The 14,776-nt window shown below is 73.2% G+C and carries 19 protein-coding genes; 17 read left to right on the forward strand and 2 right to left on the reverse strand.

Translation table 11 applies throughout. The features are described 5' to 3' along the window. The first annotated feature begins 25 nt into the window (after positions 1-25). From lspA to ACFY2Q_RS10455, 5 genes are all read left to right on the forward strand, one after another. The gene (gene lspA / locus ACFY2Q_RS10435; protein ID WP_387128991.1) at positions 26-643 is read left to right on the forward strand and encodes a signal peptidase II; all 618 of its coding nucleotides are present in this window, start codon (positions 26-28) and stop codon (positions 641-643) included. Next, a complete protein-coding gene (locus ACFY2Q_RS10440) occupies positions 640-1,584 on the forward strand; it encodes an RluA family pseudouridine synthase (RefSeq protein WP_387128993.1) in 945 nt (314 codons plus the stop codon). Before lspA ends, ACFY2Q_RS10440 begins: the two co-directional genes overlap by 4 nt. Positions 1,585-1,626: 42 nt before the next feature. Continuing rightward, on the forward strand, positions 1,627-2,643 hold the full coding sequence (locus tag ACFY2Q_RS10445; RefSeq protein WP_387128995.1) for a hypothetical protein: 1,017 nt from the start codon (positions 1,627-1,629) through the stop codon (positions 2,641-2,643). 95 nt (positions 2,644-2,738) lie between these two features. Then, complete coding sequence (locus tag ACFY2Q_RS10450; RefSeq protein ID WP_387128997.1) at positions 2,739-4,439, forward strand: AAA family ATPase; 1,701 nt, start codon at positions 2,739-2,741, stop codon at positions 4,437-4,439. 70 nt (positions 4,440-4,509) lie between these two features. Beyond that, positions 4,510-5,307: a DUF2567 domain-containing protein gene (locus ACFY2Q_RS10455; protein WP_387128998.1), complete on the forward strand. Its 798-nt coding sequence runs from the start codon at positions 4,510-4,512 to the stop codon at positions 5,305-5,307. On the opposite strand, the gene ACFY2Q_RS10460 is transcribed toward ACFY2Q_RS10455, so the two are convergent. Further along, a complete protein-coding gene (locus tag ACFY2Q_RS10460; protein ID WP_387129000.1) occupies positions 5,222-5,926 on the reverse strand; it encodes an LON peptidase substrate-binding domain-containing protein in 705 nt (234 codons plus the stop codon). The two genes, ACFY2Q_RS10455 and ACFY2Q_RS10460, sit on opposite strands and share 86 nt — an antisense overlap. Positions 5,927-6,032: 106 nt before the next feature. Here ACFY2Q_RS10460 and hisD point away from each other — a divergent pair, with 106 nt between their 5' ends. From hisD to hisF, 12 genes are all read left to right on the forward strand, one after another. Beyond that, on the forward strand, positions 6,033-7,355 hold the full coding sequence (hisD, locus tag ACFY2Q_RS10465) for a histidinol dehydrogenase (RefSeq protein ID WP_387129001.1): 1,323 nt from the start codon (positions 6,033-6,035) through the stop codon (positions 7,353-7,355). Beyond that, a complete protein-coding gene (locus tag ACFY2Q_RS10470; RefSeq protein WP_387129004.1) occupies positions 7,352-8,422 on the forward strand; it encodes a histidinol-phosphate transaminase in 1,071 nt (356 codons plus the stop codon). The genes hisD and ACFY2Q_RS10470 overlap by 4 nt, the downstream gene beginning before the upstream one ends. 55 nt (positions 8,423-8,477) lie before the next feature. After that, a complete protein-coding gene (gene hisB / locus ACFY2Q_RS10475; RefSeq protein WP_357011029.1) occupies positions 8,478-9,089 on the forward strand; it encodes an imidazoleglycerol-phosphate dehydratase HisB in 612 nt (203 codons plus the stop codon). After that, complete coding sequence (locus tag ACFY2Q_RS10480) at positions 9,089-9,259, forward strand: hypothetical protein (RefSeq protein WP_357011031.1); 171 nt, start codon at positions 9,089-9,091, stop codon at positions 9,257-9,259. The genes hisB and ACFY2Q_RS10480 overlap by 1 nt, the downstream gene beginning before the upstream one ends. Before the next feature lie 7 nt (positions 9,260-9,266). After that, positions 9,267-9,899 carry an imidazole glycerol phosphate synthase subunit HisH gene (hisH, locus tag ACFY2Q_RS10485; protein WP_387129007.1) on the forward strand — a complete coding sequence of 211 codons (633 nt, stop codon included), beginning with the start codon at positions 9,267-9,269 and terminating at the stop codon, positions 9,897-9,899. A gap of 36 nt (positions 9,900-9,935) precedes the next feature. Continuing rightward, positions 9,936-10,259 (forward strand): hypothetical protein, encoded by a 324-nt coding sequence (locus tag ACFY2Q_RS10490; protein WP_387129009.1) that lies wholly within the window; start codon positions 9,936-9,938, stop codon positions 10,257-10,259. A gap of 14 nt (positions 10,260-10,273) precedes the next feature. After that, positions 10,274-10,999 carry a bifunctional 1-(5-phosphoribosyl)-5-((5-phosphoribosylamino)methylideneamino)imidazole-4-carboxamide isomerase/phosphoribosylanthranilate isomerase PriA gene (priA, locus tag ACFY2Q_RS10495; protein WP_387129012.1) on the forward strand — a complete coding sequence of 242 codons (726 nt, stop codon included), beginning with the start codon at positions 10,274-10,276 and terminating at the stop codon, positions 10,997-10,999. Next, positions 10,996-11,385: a RidA family protein gene (locus tag ACFY2Q_RS10500; RefSeq protein WP_387129014.1), complete on the forward strand. Its 390-nt coding sequence runs from the start codon at positions 10,996-10,998 to the stop codon at positions 11,383-11,385. Before priA ends, ACFY2Q_RS10500 begins: the two co-directional genes overlap by 4 nt. A gap of 77 nt (positions 11,386-11,462) precedes the next feature. Beyond that, positions 11,463-11,909, forward strand: a complete 447-nt coding sequence (locus ACFY2Q_RS10505; RefSeq protein ID WP_387129016.1) for a MarR family winged helix-turn-helix transcriptional regulator — start codon at positions 11,463-11,465, stop codon at positions 11,907-11,909. Positions 11,910-11,914: 5 nt separating this feature from the next. Then, on the forward strand, positions 11,915-12,346 hold the full coding sequence (locus ACFY2Q_RS10510; protein WP_387129017.1) for an organic hydroperoxide resistance protein: 432 nt from the start codon (positions 11,915-11,917) through the stop codon (positions 12,344-12,346). Between the two features lie 46 nt (positions 12,347-12,392). Further along, complete coding sequence (locus ACFY2Q_RS10515) at positions 12,393-13,391, forward strand: NADP-dependent oxidoreductase (RefSeq protein ID WP_387129019.1); 999 nt, start codon at positions 12,393-12,395, stop codon at positions 13,389-13,391. Positions 13,392-13,466: 75 nt separating this feature from the next. Next, the gene (gene hisF / locus ACFY2Q_RS10520) at positions 13,467-14,234 is read left to right on the forward strand and encodes an imidazole glycerol phosphate synthase subunit HisF (RefSeq protein WP_387129020.1); all 768 of its coding nucleotides are present in this window, start codon (positions 13,467-13,469) and stop codon (positions 14,232-14,234) included. A 7-nt stretch (positions 14,235-14,241) separates the two neighbouring features. Here the strand turns inward: hisF and ACFY2Q_RS10525 are convergent, their stop codons facing one another. Continuing rightward, entirely contained in the window at positions 14,242-14,703 is a 462-nt protein-coding gene (locus ACFY2Q_RS10525) for a hypothetical protein (RefSeq protein ID WP_387129021.1), read from the reverse strand. Positions 14,704-14,776: the final 73 nt, after the last annotated feature.

Raw genomic sequence — 14,776 nt, forward strand, 5'->3', positions numbered from 1 at the left:
CGCCGAGACTGTCGATGGGGAGCGCATGACCGCAGCACCGTCCGAGGAACCCGGCCGTACCGACCCGGGTGGCGGCAGAGCCCGGCGCCGGGCTGTCGCGATCCTCTCCGGGGTCGCCCTGGTTGCCCTGCTGACCGATCTGCTCACCAAGCACCTCGCGCTGGCCGGGCTCACCGACCGGGAGCCGGTCCGGGTGCTCGGCGGGCTGGTCTACCTGAGCCTGACCCGCAACAGCGGTGCCGCGTGGAGCATCGGCTCGGACTACACCTGGGTGTTTCCGCTGATCACCATCGGCGTGGTCGGCTGGATCGTCTTCATGGCGCTGCGGCTGCGCTCACTGCCGTGGGCGATCTCCCTGGGCCTCGTGCTCGGCGGCGCGCTCGGCAACCTCACGGACCGGATCTTCCGGGCGCCCGCACCGTTGCACGGGCACGTCGTCGACTTCGTGAGTGTCTTCGGGCCGTACGGCGAATATTTTCCGGTGTTCAACGTGGCTGACAGTTCGCTGTTCTGCGGCGTGGTGCTTGCCGTGCTGCTGGAGGTGACCGGCCGTCAGCGCGACGGCCGGCGGCTCGGCCGGGACGGCAAGCCGATAGATGCGAGCGCCGCCACCGAGGGCGCCGACCAGAGGGAGCGGGCATGACCTCCGCATTCGCCGCTGGCGGCGACCACCGTTCCCTGCCCGTGCCCGACGGCCTCGACGGAATGCGCCTGGACCAGGCGGTGGCGCGGTTGTTCGGCCTGTCCCGCACCGCCGCCGCGGCCCTTGTCGACGCGGGCGACGCCCTTGTCGACGGCACCGCCCGACCCAACTCGCACAAGGTCAAGGCCGGCTCCTGGCTGGACGTCACGCTGCCCGCGCCGGTCGCCCCACCCACTGTGGTGCCGCAGGCGGTGCCCGGCCTGCGCGTGGTGTACGCCGACGACGACATCGTCGTGGTGGACAAGCCGGTCGGCGTGGCCGCGCACCCCAGCCCGGGCTGGACCGGCCCGACGGTGATCGGCGCCCTCGCCGCCATCGGGCACCGCATTTCCACGAGTGGCGCCGCCGAACGGCAGGGTGTGGTGCACCGCCTCGACGTGGGCACCACAGGCATCATGGTGGTGGCCAAGAGCGAGCAGGCGTACACGGCGTTGAAGCGGGCCTTCAAGTACCGCGAGGTGGACAAGGGTTACCACGCGGTGGTGCAGGGCCATCTGGACCCGCTGCGGGGCACCGTCGACGCGCCGATCGACAGGCACCCCACCCACGACTACCGCTGGGCTGTGGTGTCCGGCGGCAAGCCGAGCATCACCCACTACGACACGATCGAGGCGTTCCCGGCCGCCAGCCTCGTCGATGTGCGGTTGGAGACCGGCCGGACCCACCAGATCCGGGTGCACTTCTCCACCCTGCGGCACCCGTGCGTGGGTGACCTCACGTACGGTGCCGATCCCACCCTCTCGGCCCGTCTGGGCCTGGCCCGACAGTGGCTTCACGCTCGCGAATTGAGCTTTTTGCACCCCCGTTCGGGGGACGAGGTCCGCTTCGTCAGCGACTACCCTGACGACCTGGAACGTGCGCTTGAGATCCTTCGTGACTGAGCGGCGACCGCCCGACACCTACCCGACGAGGGGATCTGACCCGTGCGCGCCGGCGACCTGCTGCGGCAGTTGGACCAACGCCTGCTGCCGCCGCTGACCCGGGCGGTGGCCCGGCTCGCCGACCGGTCGGGCCGCTCCGGCGTGCTCACCTGGGCCGCCGTGCTGTCCGCCGCCGCCGTGCTGGGCACCGCCGTCTGGGCCGCCGACGACCCACCGGTGGGCGATCGGACGGTGGGCGAGGTGACACGGGTCGGGGTGTCCGACGGCGACTCCGTCCCCGGCTACCTGCGCTCCGCCGCAGCCGACCTGGCCGCCCTGCCCTCGGCCGCACCGGCCACCGGCGACGGGACGTACGCCCTTGTGACGCTCGACGCGTACCTGCCGCCGCAGCGACTGACCGAGGTGCTCGGCGACGTCGGAGTCTCGGCCGTCTTCGGGCGGGTGCCGCTGCCGGGCCGGCAGACCGAGATCGTCAAGATCCCCGCACTGCGGGTGCCGGATGACGTGGTGGCCGGGATGGCGCAGGTGGCCGCCCGCAAGGACGGCGAGGCCGCCGACTATCGGGCCAGGGCCGCAGCGCTCGCCGGCGACGGCGCCGACGGGCGTGAGCTGCGCGAGTGGTACGCCACAAGCGCTGACGTGGCGAGCGCCGAGGCGTCGGCGTACCGGGCTGGCTGCGCCTGCGTCTACGCGGCGGTGGTGCGCGCGGCCCCGCAGGCGCTGCGGGGGGTGGCGTCCCGGCCGGACGTGCGGGCCGTCGACCCGGCCCCCGAGGTGTACCGGCTGGACCGCACGGTCTTCACCGCGCCGCTGCCCGAGCAGCGCGACGTGGTCCGCCCGCCGGCCGACACCGGGCCGGCACCGACCCCGGCCCCGACGGGCGCGTCGGTCACGCCGGTGCCCCCGGTGCCGATGGGCGAATCGTCGGAACCCGCACCGGTCGTAACGATTCCGTCACCCGAGCAGTCGTCGGTCGCGCCCACCGAACAGGCTCCCACGAGCGTCACCACCTCCCCGGACGTCGCCGGCGCCGGGCCGCTGAAGCCCTCCCCGTCGTGATCTCAGTCGGTCGGTGTGCGTGCTCCGGTGTGGTCCGAATAGGGTTTCGTTCGTAGCCTGTCAGACAGAGATCGATGGCGCTGGGAGGGCGGGCCGTGGAGGGCAGTGAGACCGGCTGGGGCCGGCCGGCCGAACCAGCACCGAGGTGGCGGGCATTGTTGGACCGCGCCCGGCTGGGAGGCCGCGCCGCGGAACAGGCCGAGCCCGACCGCCGGGCCGACGAGCAGCCCCCGGACCCCCTGCCGCGGCGCGCGGCCCCCAACGGCTACGCCGGGCGGGCGCCGGCCATCGGGCACCCGGCCGAGCTGACGTACGGCCAGGACCCGGGTTACCGGGCCGAGGGGACCTACCGGGTCGACCCCGCCCACCGATCCGAGCCGGGGTACCGGTCGGAGCCCGACTACCGCGCCGACCCCGCCTACCGGTCCGAGCCGGGATACCGGCCGCAGCCGGAGCACCGTTCCGAGCCGGCATACCGCGCCGAGCCGGCGTACCGGTCGGAGCCGGCCTATCGGTCGGAGCCGGCGTACCGTCCCGAGCCCGGGTACCGGTCCGAGCCGGACTACCGCGCCGAGCCCGGCTATCGTGCCGAGCCGGACTACCGTGCCGAGCCGGACTACCGTGCCGAGCCGGACTACCGTGCCGAGCCTGGCTATCGTGCCGAGCCGGACCACCGTGCCGAGCCCGTCGAGCCGCGTCGCGCCGAGCCCGAGTCGCGCCGGGCGGCCGAGCCGGTCGAGTCGCGCTACGCGCTGCTGGACAACGGCTACCGGCAGGGCGGGCCGACGATCGAGTCCCGGTACGCGTTGCTGGAGACCGGCTACCAGCCGGAGGCCGGCTATGCGCCGCCGCAGGCCGCGCCAGCGCCCGCCGCGCCGCCGATCACCCCACCGCCGATCACCCCACCGCCCGCGCCGCCGGTCGGCTCGGCGCTCGCCGAGCGCGGTTACCCGGCCCGCATCGAGTGGCGCCCCCAGGGCGTCGACAAGGAGGTGGAGCGCGCCACCGGGGTGCTCCGCCGCGACCTGGGCACGCCACGGGTGTTCGCGTTCGCCAACCCCAAGGGCGGGGTGCACAAGACGACGGCCACAGTGCTCGCCGCCGCCACAGTCGGCAGCGTGCGCGGGAGCGGCGTACTGGCCTGGGACGACAACGAACTGCGGGGCACCCTCGGGCTGCGCGCCGGCAGCGCCCGACACGCCCGCACCATCCGGCACCTGATCAGCGACCTGGCCCAGATCGAGATCCTGGAGGGCTCGACGCTGCTGGAGCGGTTGGACGACTACCTGCGGCACGCCTCCGACGGCTCGTACGACGTGCTTGCCGGCGAGGAGAGCCCACGCTTCGCCCAGCGACTGGACCAGTTCACTGTCAAGCGGGTGCTGGAGCTGCTGCGGCGTACCCATGACGTGGTCTGCGTGGACACCGGCAACAACGTGGAGAGCCCCAACTGGCGCACCGTGATGCAGGCCGCCGACCAGTTGGTGGTGACCACCGTGCCGCGTGAGGACGCGGCGTTCAGCGCCGACTGGATGCTCGACCTGCTGCACGAGGTGGGCATGGGCGAGCTGGCCGACAACGCCGTCACACTCATCTCCTGCCCGACGCCGGGGCGCTCGCCCCTGCAGGACGACCTGGAACGGCACTTCGCCACCCGTACCCGGGCGGTGGCAGTGGTGCCCTACGACCCGGCGCTGGAGACTGGGTCGTCGATCGAGTACCACCAGCTCCAGCCGGAAACCCGACAGGCCTGGCTGCGCGCCGCCGCGATCATGGCGGAGCCGTTCGGCAGGTGACCGGTCATGTCATCGGCGGGAGCGCCGACGACAGTGCACGGCTCGGGCGGCGAGCTGAGAGGATCATCGGGTGAACCCCGACAGTCCCGAATCCGATCGGCCCGCGCCGCCCGGCGACGAGCCGTCCGTACCCTCGGCGTCCGCGGAACCGCTCGCCCAGGAGCAGAGCCCGAGCGGTACGCCGCCGGACACCGACGGGCTCATCGGCCCCCTCCCGGTGGGCCCGCCGCGCCGACCGGGCCGGATCGTGGCGACGGTGCTCGGCGTCGCGCTCGCTATGGCCGTGCTGGGTGCGCCCCTCGGGCTGCTCTGGGCGGCGCTCGCGCCGGACACCCCGGTGCTCAAGGTCGCCGAGGGCGCCATCTACGCCGAGCCGCAGCCGGAGCAGCCGATCGCCGCGGACGGCTGGTTCAGCCTGGTCGGGCTTGCCTTCGGGGTGCTCGCGGCGCTCGTCCTGTGGTTCGTGCTGCGGCGGTGGCGCGGCCCCGTCGGGCTGCTCAGCGCGGTGCTCGGCGCGCTGGCCGCCGCGCCCGTGGCCTGGCAGGTGGGGCGCCGGGTCGGCCTGGGGACCTACGACCGGCTGCTGGACAGCGCCCCCGCCGGGCAGGCCTTCACCAAACCCGCCGATCTCCGTGCCGGCGGGGTCGACTGGCTGCTCGGGGTGCTGCCGGTGCCGCACGGCAACCTGCTGCTGCCGGCGTTCGGCGCCGCTGTCACGTACACGCTGCTGGCCGGATGGTCACGCTGGCCGTCGCTGCGGCCCGAGCCCGACCCGGAGGCCCTCAGTTGGGCGTCGGCGGGGACGCCAGTTCCGCAAGCGGCACCGGAACCGCCCGCACCTGGCGCAGCAGAGCCGCCTCGCGGTTGAGCAGCCGCAGCTCGGCGCGGAGCCGGGCCGCGGTGTCGTCGATCGCCAGCAGCCGCTGCCTGTCGTCAACGGTCAGCGCCGCGGTGGCCGCCACCAGGTGGGAGAGCACTGTCGGGTCCTCCGGCAGCTGCTCGGAGATCTCCTCCGGGTCGGCGCGGATCAGCCCGAGATATTGCCGGAACACCGAGATCACCCGCGCCGCCAGCAGGTCGGCCACCTCGTCCGGCCCGGCCGGCTCGCGCAGCCACTCGACCTCGGCGGTCAGGTAGGGCGCGGCGGCCTCGTCGACCTCGGCGATCCGGAACCGGCGTCGGCCGACCGTGACGATGTCGAAGCCGCCGTCGTCCAACTCGGTCACCTGGCGCAGTTCGGCGGTGCAGCCCACCTCGTGCAGGGTGATCTCGCCCACGCCTGGCGTCGGGCGGCCGCCCGGCCCGGTGGTCGCGACCTCCCACCCGGTCTGGATGGCGACCACCCCGAACTCGCGCGGCGCGCCCTCCGGCAGGCCGACAAGGTGCCGGACCAGGGCGCGGTAGCGCTCCTCGAAGATGTGCAGTGGCAGCACCAACCCGGGAAAGAGCACCGTTGCGAGCGGGAACACCGGCAGCCGTGCGGTCACGTGGTCGAGCCTAACCAATCCCGGGCGCCACGGCGTGGCCCGGCTCACCGTCCCGCCGACCGGGCAGCTCGGGTGGGCGGCCGGCCCGCCGCCTAGACTCGCAAGGGTGCTGAACCGGATCGACATGCGCGGTGGCCTCGGCGACCCGCGCCGCCTGCTGCCCCGTGCCCAGCTCGACGTGTCTGTGGCCGTCGAGCGGATCAAGCCGCTCGTGGAGGCGGTCCGCGAGCATGGGTACCCGGCGATCCGGGAGGCAAGCCTTCGGTTCGACGGCGTCTCGCCCGAGGTGCTGCGGGTGCCTGTCGAGGCGATCGCCGAGGCCGAGGGTGTGCTCGACCCGGCCGTACGCGCCGCGCTGCTGGAGTCGATCAGCCGGGCCCGTCGTGTGCACGACGACCAGCGGCGCACCGACCACGTGACGCAGGTGGTGCCGGGCGGCACCGTCACCGAGCGGTGGTTGCCCGTCGACCGGGTCGGCCTCTACGTCCCCGGTGGGCTGGCCATGTATCCGTCGACAGTCGTGATGAACGTGGTGCCGGCCCAGGCGGCCGGGGTGCGCTCGCTCGTGGTGGTCAGCCCGCCGCAGAAGGACAACGGCGGCCTGCCCGATCCCCGCGTGCTCGCCGCGTGTGCGCTGCTCGGCGTCGACGAGGTCTACGCGGTGGGCGGCGCCCAGGCGGTGGCGATGCTTGCCTACGGCGCGGCGGTCGACCCGGCTGGTGAGCTGCGGTGCGAGCCTGTCGACCTGATCACCGGCCCGGGCAACATCTGGGTGACCGCCGCCAAGCGGCTGCTCCGCGGCGTGGTCGGCATCGACGCCGAGGCCGGGCCGACCGAGATCGCCATCCTGGCCGACGACACCGCCGACGCGGCGCACGTCGCCGCCGACCTGATCAGCCAGGCCGAGCACGACCCACTGGCAGCCAGCGTGCTTGTCACGCCGTCGCTGGCGCTTGTCGAGGCGGTCGAGCGGGAGCTGGCCCGGCAGGTGCCGGCCACCAAGCACACCGAGCGGGTGACCACAGCGCTTACCGGCGAGCAGAGCGGCGTGGTCCTCGTCGACGACCTCGAGGCGGGGCTGCGGGTGGTCGACGCGTACGCGGCCGAGCACCTGGAGATCCAGACGGCCGACGCCCGGGAGTGGGCGCTGCGCGTCCGCAACGCCGGGGCGATCTTCGTGGGCGCCTGGTCGCCGGTGTCGCTCGGCGACTACTGCGCCGGCTCCAACCACGTGCTGCCCACCGGCGGCTGCGCCCGGCACTCCTCGGGCCTGTCGGTGCAGTCCTTCCTGCGCGGTGTGCACCTGATCGAATACACCGAGGCCGCCCTGCGCGAGGTGGCCCCGCACGTGGTCACCCTGGCCAACGTGGAGGACCTGCCCGCGCACGGCCAGGCCGTCCAGGCACGCTTCCCGGGAGGGCCGGCGTGACCGCGCTCGACGACCTGCCGATCCGCGACGACCTGCGCGGGCTGACGCCGTACGGGGCGCCGCAGCTGGACGTGCCGGTGCGGCTCAACACCAACGAGAACTCCTACCCGGTGCCGGAGCCGGTTGTCGACGCGATCGGCAAGGCCCTCGCGGCCGAGCTGCGCGAGCTGAACCGCTATCCGGACCGGGACGCCGTGGCGCTGCGCGCCGACCTGGCCGACTATCTCGGACACGACCTCACCGTCGAGCAGGTGTGGGCGGCCAACGGCTCCAACGAGATCCAGCAGCAGTTGCTCCAGGCGTTCGGTGGTCCGGGTCGCAGCGCGCTCGGCTTCGTGCCGGCGTACTCGATGCACCCGCTGTTGGCGCTCGGCACCGGCACCCGGTGGGTGCCGGTGCGGCGCGGCGTCGACTTCGGGCTGACCGCCGACGAGGCGGTGGCGCAGGTCCGCGAGCACCGGCCCGACGTGGTGTTCCTCTGCTCGCCGAACAACCCCACAGGCACCGCACTGGACCCTGCGGTGGTCGCCGCGGTGCTCGACGCCGCGCCGGGCATGGTGGTGGTCGACGAGGCGTACGCCGAGTTCGCCCGGCCCGGCACGATAAGCGCCCTCGCGGTGCTGCCCGGCCATCCGCGGCTGGTGGTCACCCGGACGATGAGCAAGGCGTTCGGGTTCGCCGGCGGCCGGCTGGGCTACCTGGCGGCCGACGCGGCGGTGGTGCAGGCGGTGCAGTTGGTCCGGTTGCCATACCATCTGTCCGCGCTGACCCAGGCCGCAGCCCGCGCGGCGCTCGCGCACCGCGACGCCCTGCTCGGTACGGTGAGCGCGATCATGGTGCAGCGGGACCGGATCGTGACGACGCTGCGGGAGCGCGGTCTCCGGGTCGCCGACAGCGACGCCAACTTCGTGCTCTTCGAGACCGGTGGCGACCAGGCGACCGCCTGGCGCGCCCTGCTGGAGCAGGGGGTGCTGGTCCGCGACGTCGGCCTGCCGGGCTGGCTGCGCGTGACCGCCGGCACCCCCGCCGAGACCGACGCATTCCTCACCGCAATGGAGACTGTGTAGTGGCAGCGCGAGGAGTGAGCTTGCGAGCCCCGCAGTCGCGACCGAAAGGCAACACATGAGCAGGACCGCCCGGGTGGAGCGGATCACCAAGGAGACGAAGGTCCTCGTCGAGATCGACCTCGACGGCACCGGGACGGCCGAGATCAGCACCGGCGTGGGCTTCTACGACCACATGCTGCACCAGATCGCCCGGCACGGCGGCTTCGACCTGACCGTGCAGACGGTGGGCGACCTGGAGATCGACGCGCACCACACGATGGAGGACACCGCGCTCGCCCTCGGCGCCGCGTTCGACCAGGCGCTTGGCGACAAGGCTGGCATCCGGCGGTACGGGTCGGCGACCGTGCCGATGGACGAGGTGCTGGTGCGGGCCGCGGTGGATCTGTCCGGCCGGCCGTACGTGGTGCACGACGAGCCGCTGCTCGCGCCGTACATCGGTCCGGTCTACGCGACAAGCATGACCCGCCACATCTGGGAGTCGTTCGGTCAGGCGGCCCGGGTCACCCTGCACGTCGACGTGCTGCGGGCGGCCCGCCCGGGTGGTCACCCGGACGCGCACCACGTGGTGGAGGCGCAGTTCAAGGCGGTGTCGCGGGCGCTGCGTGAGGCCACCGCGATCGACCCGCGGGCGGCGGGAGCGATTCCGAGCACGAAGGGCGCTCTCTAATGGGTGGCGCGTTGCCGACGTTGCTGCTGATCCTGGCCGGGGTGCTGGTGGGTGGCACCTGGTCGTTGTACCGGCAGGGCGCGCCGAAGGTCGCCGTGCTGATCACCGCGGTGCTCGCGGTGCTCGCCACGGTCGCCGGGGTGCTGCGGCTGCTGCCGGGGGACGGGTGAGCGCCCGATGAGTGACGTGGTGGTGCTTGACTACGGCTCGGGCAACCTGCGTTCGGCGGAGCGGGCGTTGGCGGCGGCCGGCGCGTCCGTGCGGGTGACCGACGACCTCGCCGCGGCGGCTGCCGCCGATGGTCTGGTGGTGCCGGGCGTGGGCGCGTACGCGGCGTGCATGGCGGGGCTTGACGCGCTCGGCGCCGGCCCGGTGGTCGCCGAGCGGGTCGCTGCGGGCCGGCCGGTCCTCGGCATCTGTGTGGGCATGCAGGTGCTCTTCGAGTACGGCGAGGAGCACGGTGTGGTGACCAAGGGGCTCGGTCTGTTGCCCGGTGGGGTGACTCGCCTGGCCGCTGCCCGGTTGCCGCACATGGGCTGGAACACGGTCCGGGCGGCTCCGGGTTCGGTGCTGTTCGCAGGCCTGTCGGCGGAGAGCCGCTTCTACTTCGTCCACTCGTACGCGATGGGTGACCCGGCGGCGTTGGCGGCGGCTGGCGCCACGGTGACCACCGCCCACCATGACACCGACTTCGTGGCCGCTGTGGAGCGCGGGCCGCTGTCGGCTGCTCAGTTCCACCCGGAGAAGTCCGCCGACACCGGTGCCGCGCTGCTGCGCAACTGGCTTGCCACTCTGCCCAGCGGTGACTGAGCGCTGTCGCCCGCTGCCTGATCGGGGGGTGCCGCGGTGAGCCGGGAACGCGCCCGTCGGCGCGCGGAGCGGGAGGCCGTGCTGGCCCGGGAGCGGGCGGTCCGGCAGCGCCGGGTGGCCCGCCGGCAGCGTCGCCGTGCGCTTGTGCGCCGGTTGACGCCGCAGGTGCGGCGGGGCCGGTCGGGCCGGTTGGCTCGGCACACCCGGGGTGAGCGGGCCGCGATCGTGCTGCTCACCGGCGCGGCGATCTTTTCGATCTGGACATTCGTCGACAATCTGGCGTTGCGTATCGCGCTGATCGTGTTGTTGCTGCTCGTACTGCCGGCGATCGTGGTGATCGCCTTGGACCGCCGTACCTGATCGAGGAGAAGACCTTGAGCCTCACCCTGTTACCCGCTGTGGATGTCGCCGACGGCCGGGCTGTCCGGCTCGTGCAGGGCGCCGCCGACAGCGAGAGCATCTACGGCGAGCCGCTGGATGCGGCGTTGGCGTGGCAGCGCGACGGCGCCGAGTGGATCCACCTGGTCGACCTGGACGCGGCGTTCGGCCGGGGCACGAACGCCCACCTGCTCGCGGAGGTGGTGCGTCAGTTGGACGTGAAGGTGGAGTTGTCCGGCGGGATCCGTGACGACGAGTCGCTGCGGGCGGCGCTGGGCACGGGGGCGGCGCGGGTGAACATCGGCACGGCCGCCCTGGAGAACCCGGAGTGGTGTGACCGGGTGGTGGGGGAGTACGGCGATCGGGTCGCCATCGGGCTGGACGTGCGTGGTCGTACCCTGTCGGCGCGGGGCTGGACCCGCGACGGCGGTGACCTGTACGAGGTGCTGGAGCGGCTGGACAAGGCGGGCGCGACCCGGTACGTGGTCACCGACATCACCAAGGACGGCACGATGCGCGGGCCGAACCTGGAGCTGCTGCGCGAGGTGTGCGCGCGTACCGATCGGCCGGTGATCGCGTCGGGTGGGGTGTCCACGTTGGACGACCTGCGGGCGTTGAGCGGTCTGGAGTCGATCGGGGTGGAGGGCGTGATCGCGGGCAAGGCGCTCTACGCGGGTGCCTTCACTGTTGCGGAGGCGCTGCGCACGCTGGCCGAGGTGTGACTGTCACCCGCCTCGGCTCGGGCGGCCCGTGGGAGCAGCGGTACGGCTACTCGCGGGTGGTGCGGGCCGGTGACCGGGCCTTCACGGCCGGCTGCACGGCCACCGTGGAGGGTCGGGTGGTGCACGTCGGTGACGCCGCCGCGCAGACCGCGCAGGCGCTGCGGATCGCGCTCGACGCGCTCGCCGAGGTGGGGGCGGGTCCGGGCGATGTGGTCCGCACCCGGATGTACGTGACGGACCGGCTGCACGCCGACGAGGTGGGCCGGGCACACAACGCGGTCTTCGGCGCGGTCCGGCCGGCGGCGACGCTTGTGGTGGTGGCCGGCCTGCTGGATCCGGAGCATCTGGTCGAGGTCGAGGTGGAGGCGTACGTCGGCGACCGCTGAGGTCGGCCCGGCGGGGCGCCCGCCACCTCGCGGCCCGACAAGTTGTGCACAATTCAATTGGGGGCTACGGTTTGGTGGTGACCGATGATCTGGTGCTGCGCCGGCAGGCGTGCTTCGCGCTCTATGCCGCGTCGCGCGCCCTCACCGACGTCTACCGGCCGATGCTTGACGAGTTCGGGCTGACCTACCCGCAGTACCTGGTGCTGCTGGTGCTCTGGGAACACCCCGACGACGCCCCCACGGTCTCCGAGCTGGGCGCCGAGCTGCGGCTCGACTCCGGCACGCTCTCCCCGCTGCTCAAGCGGTTGGAGGCGGCAGGTCTGGTGGTGCGGCGGCGCTCGGCACGCGACGAGCGGCGGGTCGAGGTGGGCCTCACCGAGGCGGGCCGGGCGCTGCGGGAGCAGGTCCGCGACGTCCCGGGGCGGGTCGCGCAGGCCACCGGGCTGGGCCGCGATGAGCTTGTCGCGCTGCGCAACACCCTCACCAGGATCACCGACACCATCCACCGACAGAAGGAGCAGTGACCCTCATGCAGGTTCTCTACACCGCATCCGCGACGGCCAGCGGCGACGGCCGGGACGGCCACGTCGAGACCTCCGACGGCACCCTCGCGCTCGACCTGGCCGTGCCGAAGGAGATGGGCGGAGCCGGTGGCGCCGCCAACCCCGAGCAGCTCTTCGCCGCCGGCTACGCAGCCTGCTTCCACAGCGCCCTGCGTGTGGTGGCCCGCCGGGCCAAGGCCGACGTGACAGGCTCCGTCGTCGCCGCCGAGGTCGGCATCGGCCCGAACGGCAGCGGTGGCTTCGGGCTCACCGTGCAGCTCGTCGTCGACCTGCCCGCGGTGTCCCGCGAGACCGCCGAGCAGATCGTCGAGCAGGCCCACCAGGTCTGCCCCTACTCCAACGCCACCCGCGGCAACATCGACGTCAAGCTGACCGTCCGCGAGACCCTGCCCGCCTGACGCCGCCCGCCAGGCACCCCACCGTGGACGAGAGGACATCCACCCTGTGACCAGCAACCGCGAGATCCACCTGGCCAGCCGCCCGCACGGCTGGCCGACCGAGGACACCTTCCGGCTCGTCGAGACCGACGTGCCGACGCCCGGCCCGGGCCAGATCGTGGTCCGCAACCAGTTCATGTCCGTCGACCCGTACATGCGCGGGCGGATGAACGACGTCAAGTCGTACGTGCCGCCGTTCGCCCTCGACGCGCCCCTCGACGGGGCCGCGATCGGCGAGGTGGTCGCCAGTGAGGCGGCGGACGTCGCCGTCGGCGACACCGTCCAGCACGGGCTGGGCTGGCGGGAGTACGCGCTGCTCGACGCCACCGCCGCCCGCACTGTCGACGCGAGCATCGCCCCGGTCAGCACCTACCTCGGCGTGCTGGGCATGCCCGGTCTGACGGCGTACGCCGGGCTGCTGGAGGTGGCCGCGATGAAGCCCGGCGACACGGTATTCGTCTCCGCCGCGGCCGGCTCGGTGGGCAGCCTCGTCGGTCAGATCGCCAAGCTCAAGGGCGCCGGCCGGGTGATCGGCAGCGCCGGCTCGCCGGCCAAGGTCGAACGGCTGCGGGCGCTGGGCTTCGACGCCGCGTTCGACTACCACGACGGGCCGGTCCGTGACTCGCTGCGGGTGGCCGCGCCGGACGGCATCGACGTCTACTTCGACAACGTCGGTGGCGACCACCTGGAGGCGGCGATCTCGGCCCTGAACCTGCACGGCCGGGCCGCCATCTGCGGCATGATCGCGCAGTACAACGACACCGAGCCGCCGGCCGCGCCGCGCAACCTGGCACTTGTCATCGGCAAGCGGCTCACCCTGCGCGGCTTCCTGGTCAACGATCACAACCACCTGCGGACGGCCTTCGTCCGTGACGTCGCCGGCTGGCTGCGCGAGGGCACGCTGTCCTACGACGAGACGATCGTGGACGGCATCGAGAACGCCCCGGCGGCGTTCCTCGGCCTGCTGCGCGGCGAAAACCTCGGCAAGATGCTCGTCCGGGTGTGAACCCCACCCGCCGCGCGGCGGTGGCCGGCCTCACACGCCGGTCACCGCCGCGTGCGCGGAGGATAGGCTCGCGGCATGACGGTGGCGGTGCGCGTGATCCCCTGCCTGGACGTGGACGCGGGACGGGTGGTCAAGGGGGTCAACTTCCTCGACCTGCGCGACGCCGGCGACCCGGTCGAGCTGGCCGCTGCCTATGACCGGGCCGGCGCCGACGAGCTGACCTTCCTCGACGTCACGGCGTCGTCCAGCGACCGGGGCACCATGCTCGACGTGGTGCGCCGCACCGCCGAGTCGGTATTCATCCCGCTGACCGTCGGCGGTGGGGTCCGGCAGGTCGCCGACGTCGACACGCTGCTGCGCGCGGGCGCCGACAAGGTCGGCGTGAACACGGCCGCCATCGCCCGACCGGAGCTGATCGCCGAGATCGCCGACCGGTTCGGCAGGCAGGTGCTTGTGCTCTCCCTCGACGTCCGCCGCGCGCCGGCCGGCGGCACGCCCAGCGGCTTCGAGGTCACCACGCACGGCGGCCGGCGCGGCACGGGCATCGACGCGGTCCAGTGGGCGCGGCAGGGCGCCGAGCTTGGCGCGGGGGAGATCCTGCTCAACTCGATGGACGCCGACGGCACCAAGGCGGGCTTCGACCTGGAACTTATCGGCGCGGTACGCGCCGTGGTGGACGTGCCGGTGGTGGCCAGTGGCGGCGCCGGCGAGGTGGGGCACTTCCCGCCGGCGATCGGGGCCGGCGCGGACGCGGTGCTCGCCGCAAGCGTCTTCCACTTCGGTGAGCTGACAGTGGCCGAGGTCAAGGACGCACTACGCCGCAGCGGTCACCCGGTGCGCTGAGCCCCGCTCAGTGCCCGCCGGGGTGCCCCTCCGGCGACCTGCGGGGCGTGGGAATCGAACGGACTGCGTATTCCTGCACGGCCGCGGCGTGATCTTCCTCGTCGAGGATCCAGTCGGCGCGACCAGGCTCACGGCGGCGGCTCAGCACGCCCTGCACCGTGTCCACCATTGTCGCCACCCCGGCGCGCGGCCGCGTACGCCAGAGTTGCTCGCCCTCGGCGGTGATCCGGAACCAGCCGTCGGCGACGGTGACAAGCCCGGCACCGACCAACCGCTGGACGGCGGCCTCCACCTCGTGCCGCTGCGGAATCGCGTGGTTGAGGTGATCGGCTGTGGACAGCACATCGGTCAGACGAACGCCCTCCGGACGTCGGCTGGTCGCGGACCGCCGGTGCCGCCCGGCCCCGCTCGCGATCACCAGCGACACGAAGATCCAGGCGTCCGTCCAACGCCAACCGTTGTCCCCCATGCAGAGATGATGACGGCGAGCGTCGCGGAAGGGAACACCCACCCTCGAACGTGCCCTATTACACCCCGCGGCG

Origin of the sequence: Micromonospora sp. NPDC000316 (genome assembly GCF_042898885.1) — a bacterium.
Classification (GTDB): Bacteria; Actinomycetota; Actinomycetes; order Mycobacteriales; family Micromonosporaceae; genus Micromonospora.